This window comes from Streptomyces hyderabadensis, from assembly GCF_020404845.1.
GTDB lineage: Bacteria > Actinomycetota > Actinomycetes > Streptomycetales > Streptomycetaceae > Streptomyces > Streptomyces hyderabadensis.
The window spans coordinates 137,602-152,797 of record NZ_JAIOJZ010000016.1; the positions used below are offsets into that span (position 1 = coordinate 137,602).

General features: G+C 74.3%; 13 protein-coding genes. 5 read left to right on the forward strand and 8 right to left on the reverse strand.

Annotation, left to right across the window (positions count from 1 at the left end; genetic code table 11):
* Positions 1–104 precede the first annotated feature (104 nt).
* Together K7854_RS15195 and K7854_RS15200 are read left to right on the forward strand one after the other, a co-directional pair.
* Positions 105–968: a phosphatidylinositol-specific phospholipase C/glycerophosphodiester phosphodiesterase family protein gene (locus K7854_RS15195; RefSeq protein ID WP_226027020.1), complete on the forward strand. Its 864-nt coding sequence runs from the start codon at positions 105–107 to the stop codon at positions 966–968.
* 115 nt (positions 969–1,083) lie between these two features.
* On the forward strand, positions 1,084–1,278 hold the full coding sequence (locus K7854_RS15200) for a hypothetical protein (RefSeq protein WP_003977636.1): 195 nt from the start codon (positions 1,084–1,086) through the stop codon (positions 1,276–1,278).
* Here K7854_RS15200 and K7854_RS15205 read toward each other — a convergent pair.
* A complete protein-coding gene (locus tag K7854_RS15205) occupies positions 1,268–2,770 on the reverse strand; it encodes an MDR family MFS transporter (RefSeq protein WP_226027021.1) in 1,503 nt (500 codons plus the stop codon). The genes K7854_RS15200 and K7854_RS15205 overlap by 11 nt on opposite strands.
* A 100-nt stretch (positions 2,771–2,870) precedes the next feature.
* Between K7854_RS15205 and K7854_RS15210 the strand changes: the two genes are divergently transcribed.
* Complete coding sequence (locus tag K7854_RS15210) at positions 2,871–3,440, forward strand: TetR/AcrR family transcriptional regulator (RefSeq protein WP_226027022.1); 570 nt, start codon at positions 2,871–2,873, stop codon at positions 3,438–3,440.
* Positions 3,441–3,655: 215 nt separating this feature from the next.
* Here the strand turns inward: K7854_RS15210 and K7854_RS15215 are convergent, their stop codons facing one another.
* Positions 3,656–4,024: a DUF779 domain-containing protein gene (locus K7854_RS15215; protein ID WP_226027035.1), complete on the reverse strand. Its 369-nt coding sequence runs from the start codon at positions 4,022–4,024 to the stop codon at positions 3,656–3,658.
* A gap of 141 nt (positions 4,025–4,165) precedes the next feature.
* Here K7854_RS15215 and K7854_RS15220 point away from each other — a divergent pair, with 141 nt between their 5' ends.
* Positions 4,166–4,639 (forward strand): MarR family winged helix-turn-helix transcriptional regulator, encoded by a 474-nt coding sequence (locus K7854_RS15220; protein ID WP_226027023.1) that lies wholly within the window; start codon positions 4,166–4,168, stop codon positions 4,637–4,639.
* Between the two features lie 73 nt (positions 4,640–4,712).
* Positions 4,713–6,314 carry an MFS transporter gene (locus K7854_RS15225; RefSeq protein WP_226027024.1) on the forward strand — a complete coding sequence of 534 codons (1,602 nt, stop codon included), beginning with the start codon at positions 4,713–4,715 and terminating at the stop codon, positions 6,312–6,314.
* On the opposite strand, the gene K7854_RS15230 is transcribed toward K7854_RS15225, so the two are convergent.
* The 6 genes from K7854_RS15230 to K7854_RS15255 all read right to left on the reverse strand — a co-directional run.
* Entirely contained in the window at positions 6,277–6,702 is a 426-nt protein-coding gene (locus K7854_RS15230) for a luciferase domain-containing protein (protein ID WP_226027025.1), read from the reverse strand. The two genes, K7854_RS15225 and K7854_RS15230, sit on opposite strands and share 38 nt — an antisense overlap.
* Positions 6,703–6,871: 169 nt before the next feature.
* A complete protein-coding gene (locus tag K7854_RS15235; RefSeq protein ID WP_226027026.1) occupies positions 6,872–7,966 on the reverse strand; it encodes a lytic polysaccharide monooxygenase in 1,095 nt (364 codons plus the stop codon).
* Between the two features lie 90 nt (positions 7,967–8,056).
* The gene (locus K7854_RS15240; RefSeq protein WP_226027027.1) at positions 8,057–9,214 is read right to left on the reverse strand and encodes a GH12 family glycosyl hydrolase domain-containing protein; all 1,158 of its coding nucleotides are present in this window, start codon (positions 9,212–9,214) and stop codon (positions 8,057–8,059) included.
* A gap of 215 nt (positions 9,215–9,429) precedes the next feature.
* A complete protein-coding gene (locus tag K7854_RS15245) occupies positions 9,430–10,455 on the reverse strand; it encodes a LacI family DNA-binding transcriptional regulator (protein WP_226027028.1) in 1,026 nt (341 codons plus the stop codon).
* 131 nt (positions 10,456–10,586) lie between these two features.
* Positions 10,587–12,641, reverse strand: a complete 2,055-nt coding sequence (locus K7854_RS15250; protein WP_226027029.1) for an SWIM zinc finger family protein — start codon at positions 12,639–12,641, stop codon at positions 10,587–10,589.
* Positions 12,638–15,196, reverse strand: a 2,559-nt coding sequence (locus K7854_RS15255) for a DUF5682 family protein (protein WP_226027030.1), incomplete at its 5' end; no start/stop codon positions are given. The genes K7854_RS15255 and K7854_RS15250, both read right to left, overlap by 4 nt.

Here is a 15,196-nt window from a genome sequence, read left to right on the forward strand (position 1 = left end):
GACCGGCGGCGGTCCGGCCAACTCCCCGCACGACGCTGCTCTCTGAGGCCTGCGGGACCCCATACTCACTGGGGTCCCGTACGGCACTTCCAGGGAGGCAGAGCATGGCCCTCACCACCCGACGCAGAGCCCTCACCACCCTCGGCGCCGCCCTCGCGGGCGCGGTCGCCCTGCCCGCCGGCACCGCGCTGGCGTCCGAAGGCAGGCACGGACCGCGCCCGCTGTGGCGCGCGCACGCCCACAACGACTACGAGCACCCCCGCCCCCTCCTCGACGCCCTCGACCACCGCTTCGGCAGCGTCGAGGCCGACATCTACCTGGTCGACGGCCAACTCCTGGTCGCCCACGACCCGGAGGACCTCGATCCGTCCCGCACCCTGGAGTCGCTCTACCTCGACCCGCTCGCCGCCCGCGTCCGCGCGAACCACGGCCGGGTCTACCGGCGGGACCGCCGCGCCCTGCAACTCCTGATCGACATCAAGACCGAGGGCGAGGCGACGTACCGCGAACTCGACCGCCGACTGCGCCGCCACCAGCACCTGTTCACCTCCTACGCCCACGGACGGGTGTTCCCCGGCGCGGTCACCGCGGTGGTCTCCGGCGACCGGGCCGCCCGCGCACCCATGGAGGCGCAGCGCACCCGCCGGGCCTTCTACGACGGCCGCCTCACCGACCTCGGCACCGCGGCACCGGCTTCCTTCGTCCCGCTGATCAGCGACAACTGGACGCTCAACTTCGGCTGGCAGGGCGTCGGCGCCTTCCCGGCGGCCGAACGGCGCAGGCTCCACGAGCTCGTGGCCGCGGCCCACGCACGCGGGCAGCGGGTGCGCTTCTGGGCCACGCCCGACGTGGCGGGGCCCGCGCGGGACGCCGTGTGGGCCGAACTGCTCGCCGCCGGTGTCGACCATCTCAACACCGACGACCTCGCGGGCCTCGAAGCGTTCCTCGACGCCCGCCGGGACGCGTAGGGCCGCACCGGAACACCACTCGTTCGGAGGACAGGTCAGCCGCCCGGACGAACCCTCCGCTACGCCACACTTACGGCCGAACGCCGCGAAGTGGACGTGGCGGAGGAGGTTGACGATGGCCGTTTCCATCTCTGTGGTGCTCTTGCTGTCCATCCTGGCGGTGCTCTTCCTGCGCAACGGCGGACTGAAGGTCTCGCACGCCCTGGTCTGCCTGCTGCTCGGCTTCTACCTGGCGAGCACGAGCATCGCCCCCACCATCAACAGCGGACTCACCGCGACGGCGGACATCGTGGGCAGCCTCAGACCGTAGGGCGGGGGTGATCGGCGGCCGCGTCGGTCCCGGCCCGGCGGGCGGCGGCCGGGCGCTCCGGCCGGCCGGGCAGCAGCAGGCACAGCGGGACGGCGAGCGCGGTGAGCGCCACCGACCACCAGAAGGCCGTGTCGAAGGCGTCGGCCAGGGCGCTCGGGCCGTGCGCGCCGAGGGAGGCGTGCTGCAGGACGACGGCGAGCACCGCGATCCCCACCGAGCCGCCGATCTGCTGCGCGACACGGGTGATGACGCCGGCGTCGGGGATCTCCCGGTGCCGCAGTCCGACGTAGGCGGCGCCCATCGGCGCCATCATGGCGGCGCCGAGCGCGGTGCCGCGGACGAACAGCGCGGCCATGAGCAGGACCCCGCCGCTGTCGGCGGTGACGAAGGCGAACGGCACCGTGGCCACGGCGACGAGGACGAAGGCGACGACGGCGACCCGGCGGGGGCCGACGCGGTCCAGGTACCGGCCCGCCAGGCCGCGCGCCAGCAGCGCCCCGACGCCCTGCGGGATGAGCAGGAGCCCGGCGCCGAGGGCGTCCTCGCCGCGTACCTGCTGGAAGTACAGGGGCAGCAGCATCATCGGCCCGTACAGCGCGATGCCGCCCAGGAAGAGCAGGGTGCCGGAGGAGGCCACCGCGCGGTGGCGGAACAGCCGCAGATCGATCAGGGCGCCGCCGTGCCGGGCCAGCGACCGGACGGTGAAGCCGCCGACGAGGGCGAGTCCGCCGAGCAGCGGGAGAAGGACCGTGGCGCCGGTGACGCCCGCGCTGCCCTCGACCCGGGACAGGCCGTAGAGCAGGGCGGTGACGCCCGGGCAGAGCAGGAGCAGCCCGGCGACGTCCAGGCGGACGCGGGGGCCGCCGGGCTCCGGCCGGTCGTCGGGCAGGTTCCGCAGGGCCAGCCACCCGCCGACGGCGCAGAAGGGGATGTTGACGAGGAACATCCAGCGCCAGTCGGCCAGATGCAGGATGAGACCGCCCAGGACCGGGCCGAGGATCGGGCCGAGCGCGGTGGGCACCGTGATGATCGCCATGACCCTGCCCGGTTGCCGGCCCTTGGCCGCCTGCATGAGCAGCGTCGCCGTGAGCGGCATCATGATGCCGCCCGCCAGGCCCTGGACGACACGGAAGGCGATCAGGCTCGGGGCGTTCCACGCCAGCGCGCTCAGCACCGAGCCGAGCAGGAACCCGCCCAGGGCCGCGATCCACAGCCGCCGTCCGCCGAAGCGCGCCTGGGCCCAGACGGCGAGCGGGATGGTGACGAACACCGCCAGCAGATAGCCGGTGCTCCCCCACTGGACGGTGGCCAGCGGGGCGTGGAACGCCTTCGCCAGGTCGTCCAGCGCGACGCTGACGACGGTGGTGTCGAAGACGACGGCGAGCGCGCCCACGACGAGGGTGACCCCGATGCGCCACACGGCGGGGTCGATCCGGTCGGGATCCGCTGCCGCGGGCCCGGCCCCGAGGGGGGTGGTGTGGGGGGTGCTCACGAGCCCCCACCTCCTTAGGATAGATAAGTCTTTCTTACTCTCGCAGAATAGGGAGCTACGATAAGAAAGACAACTCTTTCCACAGCGAGGAGGCGTGGGAATGGCTCAGCGGCGCCGCGGGGCGGCACTGGAGAAGGCGCTCCTGGACGCGGCCTGGGACGAACTCGCCGAGCGCGGCTACGCCCGGTTCACCATGGACGCCGTGGTCAAGCGCGCGGGCACCAGTCCGCCGGTGCTGTACCGCCGCTGGGCGCACCGCGACGAGCTGGCCCGGGCGGCCGTCGCCCACGCCCTGGACGAGGCGCGCGTCGACACCCCGGACACGGGGAGTCTGCGGGGGGACGTCCTCGCCCTCATGCGGGAGATCGGCACCGCCAACGCCCGGCTCGTCATCCTCATGTACGCGCACCTGGCCGGCTACTACCAGGAGACCGGCACCAACCCCGGCGACCTCCTCGACGCGGCGCGCGCCAAGTCCGCCGACGCGCTCGCCGAGGTCTACGACCGGGCCGTCGCCCGGGGCGAGGCCAGGCCGGAACGGCTCACCGGGCGCGTCAGGTCCCTCCCCTTCGACCTGCTGCGCCAGGAAATCCTCGCGACCCTCGCGCCGGTCCCCGACGACGTCGTCGAAGAGATCGTCGACACGATCTTCCTCCCCCTGGTGCGCTGACGGCCGAGGGGAAGGGGGCGGACGCGCCCCAGGGCCTGTCCGGCGGATCATGCCGCAGGCGCGGGGTCTGGCACGCCCGTCTGCGGCGTTGTCGTCGGTTGGCAACGCTCCGCGTTGCCGCCCTCCTCCGCCTTGCAGCTGCACGCACCAGACCCCGCTCACCAGCATCGATGAGGTACCGCGCCTCGCCTGCGGCCTGATCCGCCGGACAGGCCCTAGGCGTCCACGACCCGGGAGCGGATGAGGAAGCGCACCCCCTCCGGCGCCTCCAGCGAGAAGCCGCTGCCGCGGCCCGGGACGACGTCCACGATCAACCGGGTGTGGCTCCACACCTCGTACTGGCTCCGCGACATCCAGAACTCCACCGGCTCGGTCACGCCGTCGACGGTCAGTTCGCCGAGCAGGATGTCCGAGGCGCCGGTGCGGAACTCGCCGGCCGGGTAGCACATGGGGGCGCTGCCGTCGCAGCAGCCGCCGGACTGGTGGAACATCAGCGGGCCGTGCGCCTCGCGGAGCCGCCGCAGCAGCGCGGACGCCTCGGCGGTCAGCTCGACGCGCGGGGTCTCCTCGTACGTGTCACCCATGCCGCGCATGCCATCGCGTGTGTCACCCATGCCGCGCATGCCATCACGGCGAAGGTTGCGAGTGCGTTGCGCGGCTTCGGCGGCGGGGCTCGCAGATTACCTCTTTTGACATACCTATCTCGTCATATCTATTGTTCGCGGGTGACCGACTCCAGCACCCCCAGCCGGGACATCGACCGCGTGGCCGCCGGGCTCGCGGCGTGCCTTCCCGCGCTGCACCGGGCGCTGGACCGGCAGGTCACCGCCCGGTACCCGCACCCCAAGCCCCCCGAGGGGCAGCTCGCCCTGCTGCGGTTCGTCGCGCAGCACGAGGGCACCACGGTGCGCGAGGCCGCCGAGGCCCTGCTGATGAAGCCGAACAACGTCAGCGCCCTGGTCTCCCAGCTCACCGAGCAGGGCGACCTGGAGCGCCGGCGGGACAGCGGCGACAAGCGGATCGCCCACCTCCACCTCACGGCCACCGCCCGTGAGCGGATCTCGGAGGTGCGGGACCTGGAGACCGCGTTCATCCGCCACGCCCTGACCTCCCTCACCGAGGGCCAGCAGGGCGCGCTCGGCTCCGCCCTGGACGCCCTCGACGCGTTGACGCGGCACCTCCACCCCGGCGCCCGCTGACACACGTGCCGCCCTCCGGGCGCGCCGTTGCCCTTCCCGCACCACCCCTCGATCCGGAAGAGGAAGCTCCTCCATGCCCTCCACGTCCGTGGATCACTCCGCCCTGCCCGCGGCCGGGACCGACTCCGCCCCGCGGCCGGCCGGCCGTGCGCGGTCCAACCCGTGGCTGACCCTCCTCGCCGTCGCGTTCGGACTGTTCATGGTCCAGCTCGACGGCTCCGTCGTCGCCATCGCCAACCCCGAGATCGGCAGCGACCTGCACGCGTCCACCGCCGAACTCCAGTGGGTGACCAACGCCTACCTCCTCGCCCTCGCCGCCACCCTCATCCTGGGCGGCAAGCTCGGCGACCGGTTCGGCCGCCGTACCTACTACCTGGCGGGTGTCGCCGGTTTCACCCTCGCCTCCGTCGCCATCGGCCTGTCCGGTTCGATCGAGGGCGTCGTCGCCTTCCGCGCCCTCCAGGGCGCCTTCGGCGGACTGCTGATGCCCAACACCCTGGGACTCCTCCGCTCCGTCTTCCCGCCCAAGAAGTTCGGCATGGCCGTCGGCATCTGGGCCATGGTCTCCGCGGTCGCCACGGCCCTCGGGCCCATCGTCGGCGGCCTCCTCGTGGAGCACGTGGACTGGGAGTCCGTCTTCTACATCAACGCCCCCATCGGCGTCGTCGCCATCGTCTTCGGCGCCCTCGTCCTCCCGGAGAGCCGCAGCGCCGCGGTGCGCGAGCGCTTCGACATCCCCGGCCTCGTCCTGCTCGCGCTCGGCCTGCTCGCCGTGGTCTTCGGCGTGGTCAAGGGCGAGACCTGGGGCTGGACCTCGGCCGGCACCCTCGGCGCCGTCGCCGCCGGCCTCGTACTCCTGCTGGTGTTCGGCCGCTACGAGACCCGGGTGGCGCACCCGCTGCTGCCGATGCGCCTCTTCCGCAGCCGGGCGCTGACCATCGGCGCGGTCATCACCGCGCTGAACTTCTTCGTGATGCTCGGCGTGATCTTCTTCGTCATGCTGTACCTGCAGAACGTGCGCGGCTTCACGCCGGTCGAGGCGGGCGTGCGGACGCTCCCGCTCAGCCTCGCCTCGCTGGTCGCCTCGCCCCTGGGCGCGGCCCTGACCCAGCGCTTCGGGCCCCGGCTGACCATGCCGCTGGGCATGCTGCTCCAGGCGGCCTCCTGCTTCGGCATGCTCACCTGGCAGACCGACTCCGCGTACGCCACGATGTGGCCGCCCTTCATCGCGCTCGGCCTCGGCGTCGGCATGGTGATGTCCGCCTCCTCCGACGCCATCGTCGGCAACGCCCCGGTACAGGACGGCGGCGTGGCGGGAGGTCTCCAGGCGACCACCCTGCAGATCGGCGGCGCGCTCGGCACCTCCGTGCTGGTCTCCCTGATCAGCGCCAAGGTGGGCAGCAGCCTCACCGGCGAGCTGACCGGCGCGGGCGTGCCCCCGGCCGTGGCCGACGGTCTCCAGGAGGCCAAGGACGCCGTGGCGATGGGCGTGGCGCCGGTCTCCGGCGACATGCCGGCCGGGCTGCGGGCCGCCGTGGTGGAGGGCAGCGGGCAGGCGTTCATGAACGGCGTCCACGTGGCCGTGGTGGTCACGGGCGCGCTCTGCGTGCTCGGCGCGGTCCTCGCCGCGGCGGGACTCAGGCCTCCCCGGCCGCGGCGCGCGGAAGCACCGTGACCCGGCGGAAGTTGCACCCCGCGGGCGCCGGGAGACCCACCGGCCCCGCGGGATTCGGGGCGCGGTCGGCCGGGGGCCGGGCCTGATGGGCCTTGAGCGCGATACTCACCAGGCTCAGCAGCAGGTCGACGTCCGCGTCGCAGTCCAGGTGCACGGTCACCCAACGGGAGCCGGGCACCAGACGGATGGCGGTGGAGCCGCCGAGGTCGTACTGGAAGCGCTGGATGGCCCGGTGGGTGAGGTGGAGGTCCACGTCCCGGTCCGAGTGGAAGTGGACGATCTCGTCACGGACGGAGCACAGGGCCCGTCCGGTTCCGCAACTGGCCGGACCCGCCGAGAGGTCGGGCCAGGCGTGCAGCCGCTCAAAGGCGCGCTGGGCCGGAGTCATGGCCCTATCGTCGCCCGATCACCGCTTCGCAACCAGAGGTTGAGCGATTTGTAACCGGCACGTGAGGTCGGCGGGAGCCCGCCGGGCTCCCGCCGACCGTGTCCCGGCGCTCCCCGACGCGTGCCGCGCGTGCGTCGGAGCCGGCGCCGGGGCCCGCGTCAGGCGTGCGTCAGGGCGTCACGCAGCCGATCGAGTCGACCGGGAAGTCGTTGCCGGTCGACGTGGCGGTGAAGCCGAAGGTCACGCTCCCGTCCGGTGGTACGACGCGGTTGTGGTCCACGTTCCGGACCGTGACCGTACCGTCCGAGCCGCTGGACAGCGCACCGTTCCACACCCCGCCGAGCGTGGTCCCGCTGCCCGGCTTCCACTGCACGGCCCAGCCGTTCAGCGGCTCGGTGCCGTGGTTCATCACCTCGACCGAGCCCTGGAAGCCGCCGTTCCAGGAGTTCTCCACGGAGTACACGGCCATGCAGGAACCGGTGTGCGTGGGCGGGGTCGTCGGGTCCGTGGGGGTCGGCGTCGGGTCCGGGTCCGGAGTGCTGCCGGAACCGCGGATGCCGGTGACCTCTCCGTTGCCGCCGTCGAAGACGACGTCCGAGCAGGAGAAGAAGTTCTCCTGGCTGTCCGAACGCACCCACTGCATGAAGATCAGCGCGTCGCCCGAGCGGCCCGAGGGCAGCGCGAGATCCCAGTAGTAGTGGCCGCCGTCGGTGCCCGGCGAGCCCTGCTGGGGCGGATCGGTCACCGTCTGGATCAGCTCCAGGTCGTCCCAGCCCAGCTCGGACGTGGGCGACCAGCCCGGCTTGGTCAGGTACACCCGGAAGTCACCCGGATGCGCCGCCCAGTTGCTGTACTGCACCGGGATCGTCGCCCCCGACGTCAGATGCGTGCGGGGCCAGTCCGAGCGGGCGGCGTTGTAGGCGGAGAAGTCATACGGGGAACGGTCGCCGGCGCTGCACAGCGTGCCGTCCGGCACATAACCGGCACCGCGGCCGCCCGCGTTGGAATCGAGCACGGCGAACCAGTTGTACAGGGCCGTCGCGCCGCTCTGGTCGAGCGCGGCCCGGCAGGCCGGGTTCGTCGGGTCGAGGGCTCCGGTGCCGGTCTTGGCGTCCAGCTGGCACAGGTAGGTGCGCGAGCCGGGCATCATCGCCACGCCGTGCGCCTCGGCCCGCCCCTGCCCCAGCAGGAGGGTCACGCCGAGCGAGCCGAGCAGGGTGGCCAGTACCGCCGCCAGGGAAAGGAATCTGGTGCGTCGAACCATAGGGGTCTCCTAGGTCGGGGATGGAACCCTCGCCCGTCCGGGGGCGGGCGCTTCGACCGGACGGGCGAGGAGTCGTGGGGCCTGCGGCCGCTATGCCGCGGTGCAGTCGGCCTCGTTGAGGCGGAAGCCCGCCGGCTCGGCGAAGGCTCCGTCGTAGGTGCCCTGGAAGCCGAACGACAGGCTGCCGCCGGGGGCGATCCGGGCGTTGTGGGTCGCGCCGGTCGCCGTGACGGTGCCCGTGGACGGGGTCACGGAGGCGTTCCAGGCGTGGGTGATCCGCTGACCGGAGGGCAGGGGGAAGGCGAGCCGCCAGCCGTCGACCGGAGCCGTGCCGGTGTTGGTGACGGTGACGTCCGCGGTGAAGCCGCCCTGCCAGACGTTGGTGCCGTACGACACCGTGCACGCCGACGCGCCGCCCGGGTCACCGGGGCCGGGGTCCGTACCGCCGCCCGGGGACCCGTCGGTCGTCACGGTGGAGGAGAAGGAGTTCACGGCCAGCCCGGCGCCGTTCTGCCAGGGCTCGAAGCCCGCCTGAACGCTCGTCAGATACCAGTCTTCCTCGGCCAGTCCGCGGGCGACGGTAGCCCGGACGAAGTCCATGACGTCGAAGCTCCAGCCGGTGATCGCCGACGGCGCCACGAAGGACAGCACGTCGTTGGAGCCGTTGCCGCCGCTCCACACCTCCCAGGTGCGCCCGCCGACCGTGGCCGTGCCCACCGGCGAGCCGATGGGCTGGATCGGGCCCACCCTGTTGAACCAGATCATGATCTCGGTCTGGTTGACCCCGTCGGTCCGGGGCGTCGGGTCCAGCCATATGTCGTACGAGGCGTTGTAGACGGCGTCGTCGACGAAACCGTAGGAGATGCTGGACGGCGCCTGGGAGACGGTGTCGAGCCGGGCGGGGAGGTTGGTGCCCGGTGAACAGGCCGTGTAGTGGCAGCCGTTGAAGACCGACGGGTACGACTTCGGAGCCCCGTTGGTCGGCACCGAGCCGTCGGCCTGCGTGACGCGGAAGCCGGTGCCGGTGGCGGTGACGCACTGGGTGGCGGTGGAGCCCCAGCGGTTGTTCTGGACGACGTAGCGCCCCTGGATCGTCGTCGTGCCGAAGGGTTCGCAGATCGTGGTGTCCGCCTGGGCCGGCGCCGCGGCGGTCACGAGGGACGCGACGAGCGCGAAGGTCGCCAGGGTCGCGCTCAGGACGCCTAAGAGGCCGCGCCGGGCGCGGACTCGGGGCCGTAGCGTTCGCATGGGGGCCTCTCCGGGAGGGGTGGGGGGAAGGAGGGGCCGGTGCGGGAGCGCTCCCAACTCCCCACTGATGGGAGCGCTCCCACTTACCGGTTGATGGGGACTGTAGGAGGGGTTCATGTTCCTGACAAGACTGTGCGCGCCAGAGTTGTCGAATAAATCTCGAAGCCGCAGGTTACAGAGGTCCCGTCGGGAGCGCTCCCGACGTGCCGCGTCGCTCAGGCGGAGTCCCGCAGCACCAGCTCCGTACGGAGGATGACGTGCCGCCAGGCGGCCGCGGGGTCCTCCATCTCCTCCAGGAGCAGCCGCACCATGGTGCGGCCGATCTCCTCCAGCGGCTGCCGGACCGTCGTCAGCGGCGGGTCCGTGGGACGGGCCGGATGGAAGTCGTCGAAGCCGATCACGGCGACGTCCTGCGGCACCCGCAGGCCCGCGGCCCGCAGCGCGTTGAGGGCCCCGGCCGCCAGCGTGTCCGAGGCGGCGAAGACCGCGTCGAGGTCCGGGTGCCGGGCGAGCAGCTCGGTCATCGCCCGGTGCCCGCTCTCCTCCGTGAAGTCGTCCCCCTCGGCGACCAGCGACGACCCGGCCGGCACCCCCGCCGACTCCAGGGCCTCCCGGTACCCGCGCAGGCGGCACTGCGCGACGTACATGTCGAGCGGTCCGCTGATCGCCCCGATCGTGCCGCGGCCGGCGTCCAGCAGATGCGTGACCGCGCCGCGCGCGCCGCCCGTGTTGTCGGCGTCGACGTAGGTGACGCTCTCCTCGCCGGAACGCCGCCCCAGCATGACGGTGGGCAGTCCCGCCTCGGCGAGCATGTCCGGCAGCGGATCCTCGGCGTGCACGGACATCAGCAGCACCCCGTCGACCCGGCCGCCGCGCGCGAACTCCACGAAGCGCCGCCGCTCGGTGTCCGTGCGGACCAGGGTGAGCAGCAGCTGCAACGGGGTGTCGGTGAGGGCGTCGCCCACGGCGTGGACGATCTCGGTGAAGAACGGCTCCCCGAACAGCCGCCAGTCCGGCTCCGTCATCACCAGCGCGACGGCGTCGGCACGGTGACCCGCCAGGGAACGGGCCGCGAGATTCGGCACGTACCCAAGCTCGGCGATGGCCCGCTGCACGGCACGGCGCGTCGAGTCCCGCACACCGGTCGCGTTGTTGATCACCCGCGAGACGGTGCCCCGGCCCACGCCTGCCAGGGCGGCCACCTCCTCCAGCGTCGGCGTACCGGGACGCTGCCTGCCCATGTCGGCCCGCCTTCCCCACGAGATCATCCGATACTACGGTGATCCGCCCGGGCCCGTCGGGGCGACCGTGCGGGTGCCGCCGGCCGCACGGCCCGTTCCCCGGTGATCGCCACAACGGCGCGGCGGTGAGGTTATCGAGCCGCGAAACCGGGGGGACCCGCGCCCCACGCGGCGGCGCACAGCGCGCGGTCGACCTCCTCCGCGTAGACGGCCGCACCGAGCCACGCCGTGGTGAACCGCCCGGTGTCCGCCGGGAGCAGGCGGCCGAAGGGGTCGCGGGCCCGTTCCGCGGCCGTGGCGTGCAGCGCGGTGAGCAGCTCACCGGCGGTGCCGAGACCGCACCGGCGCAGGCGGGCAGCCTCGGACTCCCGGCTTCCGGGGAAGGCGAGCACGCGGCGGCCGCCGGACACGGCCTGGTGGACCCGGCGCCGCAGCAGATGCACCGGCGCCTCGTCGGCCGCAGTCGCGGGCTCAACGTTCGGAACGGTCGGCGCCGGTCGGATGCCGCGCGCGTCGCCCGGGGCGCCCGCCGTCGGGGCCGCGGGCAGGTCCGCGCGGCGGAGCCGGTCGAGACCGAGGTCGGCGTGCGTGCCCGGATCGGCGGGAAGGCTCGTCGCCAGCAGCAGCGCACGGGGCACCGGGGCAGGGGTGAGCCGGGCGATCACGCGCAGCCGGGCGCCCGGCGCGGTGGCGAGGAGCGCGAGGACGCGGAGGTTCTCACGGTGGGGCAACGCGGGGTCGTCGTGCGCGGCGGCGAGCCGTACGGTCAGGCCGCCGCAGTCGGCGAGCAGACACTCGCCCGCCGCCTCGCGGACCGTGCCGATCAGCGTGACGTCGAGGAACAGCAGGTCCTGGCCGTCCCGGCCGGCCCGCGCGGCCGGTTCGTCACCGTCGGCACCGCTGCCACCGCCGTCGCCCCCCGAGTCGGTGCCATGCGCCTGCGGCACGTCCAGGTCGCTCGCCAGTGCACGGGCGACCTGCTCGGCCGCCGGCACCGCCCACAGCCGGTCGAGCGGCTCGGCGTGCCACGAGGCGCCGGGCGCGCGCACGGCCCGTACCCCCGCCCCCGCCCCCAGGCGGCCCGTCGGGGAGACCGTCGCCCCGGACACGGCGAGTCCGGCACGGGAGAGTTCACGGGGCGTCAGGGAGGTGTCGCCGACGCGCACGGCACGGTCCGCCGAGCCCATGGCCCGTGCGGCGCCCCCGGGGGCCACGTCCGGCACCGTGTAGAGCCGCCCCGCGGCATCGGCGGTCCAAGTGACCGTACCCGCGTAACCGGTCGCCGTGAGGACCGGCTCGGCGAACAGCCCGTACAGGCGCAGTGACCCGTCCGGTGCGTACGGCCGGCGTACGCTGCCGCGCAGCCCGGCCAGTTCCGGCCCGGTGGCTTGCGGCAGGCGGTGGGCGAGGACCAGGACGTCGCGCAGGGCGGCGGTGAGGTCGCTCAAGCGGTGGGCGGGATCGGCGTCACGTGCCGCGCGCAACGCCGTGACCACGGAGACGGCACGCCCGGCGGCGCGCGGGAGGCCGGCGAGTCGCGCGGTGTGGGCCGCCCGCAGCAGCTCCGCCTGGAGCACGGCCCCGGCACCGTCGACGCCTGCCTCCAGCACGGCCGCCGCGGCCTCGCGAAGGGCGGCGGCGGCCGTGCACTGGGCGGGCGTGGCCGTGAGGTGGGCGTCGCCGTTCCCGGGAGCGGCGACGCCTCCGGGTACGGCGGTCCGAGCGGGAGACGAGTCCGAGACCGACGCCGGGTGAGACTTGCGTCGCGCTTCCGTGGCGGCCGGTTCCGTGCGTGGCGTTTCCGTGGCCTGCGCTTCCGTGCCCGGCGTTTCCGTGACCTGCGCTTCCGTGCCCGGCGTTTCCGTGGGCAGCGGCTCTTCGGCCGCCGGATCCGCGGGCTCGGCGAGCGGGGCAGCCGATGCCGCGGCGGCCCGGTGCAGGCAGTCGGGCGCGAGCAGGCACCCGCACCGGATCGCCTCCGCACTCGTCACGACCCCGCCGGGAGCGTGCAGTTCGAGGTCGGTGTCGTCGTCGAGCGCGACGCGCACGAGGTCGCCGTCCCGGGTCGCGGGCCGCCCCGCGACCTTGGCGACACCCGCGTCCAGCCGCTTGCGCAGCCTGGGGGTGAGCGCCGCGACGAGCTGGGCGGTCACCGCGGGGTCGACCGGCGGAAGGTGCGGGCTCATGCGATCTTCTCCCCTACCCAGCGGGCGAGTTCGAGTGGGCCGAGCGCGGCGACCGGCATGCCCGCGGCGACGAGCTGCCCCGCCACCCCGGTGGAGTAGCGCGGGCGGCCCGCGTCGTCGAGGCCGGCGCACCCCAGTACGTGGCAGCCGGCCCCGACCAGAGCGCGGACCTCGGCGAGCAGTGCGCCCAGCGGATAGCCCTCCTCGAAGTCGCTGACGACGACCACGAGCGTGCGGGACGGCACGGTGACGAGCTCCCGGGCGTGCCGCAGCCCCGCCGCGATGTGGGTGCCGCCGCCCACGCTGACTTCGAGCAGGAGAGACAGCGGATCGTCGACGTGGCCGGTGAGGTCCATGACCTCCGTGGAGAAGGCCAGGAAGTGCGTGGACAGCGTGGGCACGCCCGCGAACACCGACGCGGTGAGCGCGGCCCAGACGGTGGACGCCTCCATGGAACCCGACACGTCGGTCACCAGGATCAGCCGCCAGTCGGCGGACCTCTTGGCACGGGTACGGAAGACGGGGTGCTCCGGGAGGACCCGGACCGTGCCGTCCGGACCGCGGTGCGCCGAGGCCAGGTTGGCCCGCAGCGTGCGGGGCAGGTCGAGGCCGCCGCCCGGGCGGCGGCTGGGGCGCGGCACGACGCTGCCGTGCAGCGCGGGACGCAACCGGGTGGCCAATTCCCGGGTCAGCGCCTCGACCAGCCGCCGCACGAGCGGTCGGAGCGCGGCCAGCCGTGCCTCGGGCAGGCCTCCCGCATGCCGCAGCACGGTGCGCAGCAGATCGACGGAGGGGCGCACGCTGTCCGGGTCGAGTTCGGCCAGCACGTCCGGCCGGCCCGACGCGGCCGCCGCCGCCAGGACCTCCTCGCGGATGCCCGGTCCGAACAGCGCAGCCAGTTCCTCCGACCACTCCCGCACGCTCGGGTACGGAGCCTGGCGGCCGCCGCCCGAGCCGCCCCGGCCCGGCCCGGTCAGCTCCCCCCGGCTGCCCTCGCCCCGGCCGCTGCCGTACAGCTCGTCCAACGCGGTGGCCGGCGCGGTCGCGGCCGGGGACAGCCGGTCGGTACGGCGCCCGAGCAGCAGCCGCCAGCGGTCGGCGGGGTCCAGACGGTGATCCTCGGCGCCCGGGGACGCGGTGGCGGCAGCCGTGGCCGTGCCGTCGGCCGGTTCGGTCTCGCCGGTTTCGCCGGACTCGCCTAGGCCGGTTGCCTCGGCGGTCTCGCCGGACTCGCCTAGGTCGGTCGCCTCGGCGGACTCGCCGACATCGGTCGCCTGGCCGGTCTCGACGTCGGTCGCCTCGCCGGACTCGTGGGTGTGGGGCCCGCCCGCTCCGTGGTCCGTGTGTGCGGGGACCGCCGGGGGCAGCAGCCGGAGCCCGTCGAGGGCGGCCCGCGCCATGAGGTCCGCCCGGGTCCACAGGGCGAGCGCGGCCGGGTCCACCCCGCCCGTGTCGGCCGGCCGGTCGGCGTCCAGCCGCTCCTCGACGACGGCCAGGAGCCGGTCGCGGGCGGCCGGGCTGAGGGTGTCGAAGCCGCCGCGCAACGCCGGCAAGCGGTCCAGGAAGTCCCGGTCGGTCAGCTCCGCCACCCGGTCGAGGAGCGGTTCGAGCGCCGGGGCCGCAGACTCCAGCAGCGGACCCGCGGCCGTCAGCAACCCCGTGAGCCGGGCGGTGAGCGCGGAGCGCGCATCGGGATCGCGGGCGGCGTCGACCCAGGACACGACGCGTTCGCCGAGTACGTCGGGATCCTCGTGCCCCAGGAGCACCCGGACGGCTCCGGCGGCGCCGCGCATCAAAGGGGAGCCCTCGTGGGCCAACCGGGCCAGCGCGTCGGTCAGCCGGACGCCGCCGAGCAGGTCCGCGCGGTGCGCGAGCTCCAGCAGGGCGTGCGCGTCCGCCGGGTCCTCGGCGCCGCTCAGGCCGTCCACCTGGCGTACCGCCGCGGCGGTGAGCAGCTCGGCCACGGCGGTGGCCCGGCCGGCACGCTCCGCGTCGGCACCCAGCCCCGGGACGTGCCCAGCCCGCAACCGGTCGAGGAGGCTCAGCCCCGTGAGGAGTTCGGGCAGGGCGGCGGCGCCCGGCAGCACCTCGGCGGTCTCCGCCAGCCGTGCGTCCGCCAGCTCCGGCAGGCCGCACTCGGCCGCCTGCCGGAGTCCCTCCAGGGTCTGCGCGGCGGTGGGGCCGCCCTCGTCCCGCTCCGCCCGCCACCGCTCGCGCAGCACCCCCTCGGCCGCCTGGGCGGGCGTGACACCGTGAACGCCGACCGCGGAAAGCATCGCCTCGGTGGCCGGCGTCCAGCGCACCTCCCACCGTGTCGTCAGCGTCTCGGCGCCGCCCGCACCGGCGACGTCCCGCGCCTCGGCGTACGGCACGCCGCACACCGTCAGGCGGCGGAGCAGCAGGTCGCGTGCGCGGTCGAGGCCGGACCGCAGGGGGCCCAGACGCAGATCCCGCGCGGTCGCGCCCGATGCGGTGGCGCCCGGCGCGCGGCCGCCCCGGGCGGGGCCGCCCGGCCCGGGGGTGCGGGCGTCGGCCGACCCCGGGCCGGGCAGGCC